Here is an 852-nt window from a genome sequence, read left to right on the forward strand (position 1 = left end):
CGAGCCCCTGCCGATGCGCGCCGACTACGACAAGGCACTGGACGAGCATCAGTTCGAGCTCGCCGTCGAGCACGGCCGCATCGTCGGGCTGATCGAGACCATGGCGCATGACGACCACATCTGGATCGAGAATGTCGCCGTGGCGCCGGACGCGCAGGGCAGGGGTATTGGGCGGAAGCTGCTCGACCGCGCCGAGCGCAGGGCCGTTGAAGCCGGCTGCCGTGAACTTCGGCTGCTGACCAACGGCGCCTTCGCAGCCAATGTGCTGCTCTATCGCAGGCACGGCTACGCGATCGACCGCGAAGAGCCGTTCATGAACGGGACGACCGTCTATATGAGTAAGCGATTGGCGCCTTGAAGCGCGCCGCCTGAAACGGATCCAGGCGACGTCTTCAAGGGTGTCGTTTTCCTGAAACCGCTGCACGGTTTTGGGCGGTATGCATCAGGAATTCAGCGCTGGCTCAATCACCTTCGCTTGCGCTGGACAGGGCGGTTGCCGCATCGTTATCTCTGACGATATACGACGATCACCCCACCATAATCGAAACCAGGCGGCCACAGGGAGCGAAAGCATGTCACACGATCTGCAGTTCTATATCGACGGCGCCTGGGTCGACCCTGTGGTGCCGAACAGTTTCGACGTCATCGATCCTTCGACCGAGGACGCCTTCGCGCAGATTTCGCTGGGCACCAAGGCCGATGTCGACAGGGCGGTCGCCGCCGCCAAGCGCGCCTTCGCCAGCTTCGGCTTCACAGAAGTTGGGGAGCGGCTCGATATCCTCAACCGCGTCATCGAAATCTATAAGAAGCGCAGCAAGGATCTTGCGCTCGCAGTCTCGCGTGAGATGGGCG

The 852-nt window shown here is 61.9% G+C and carries 2 protein-coding genes; both read left to right on the forward strand.

The window, feature by feature from the left end; all coding sequences use genetic code 11:
• A partial coding sequence (locus EOA29_RS38330; protein ID WP_145970118.1) for a GNAT family N-acetyltransferase occupies positions 1 to 358 on the forward strand: 358 nt, incomplete at its 5' end.
• A 214-nt stretch (positions 359 to 572) separates the two neighbouring features.
• Positions 573 to 852, forward strand: a 280-nt coding sequence (locus tag EOA29_RS38335) for an aldehyde dehydrogenase family protein (protein WP_127222510.1), incomplete at its 3' end; no start/stop codon positions are given.

Source organism: Mesorhizobium sp. M1E.F.Ca.ET.063.01.1.1 (assembly GCF_003998155.1).
In the GTDB taxonomy this organism is placed as follows: domain Bacteria; phylum Pseudomonadota; class Alphaproteobacteria; order Rhizobiales; family Rhizobiaceae; genus Mesorhizobium.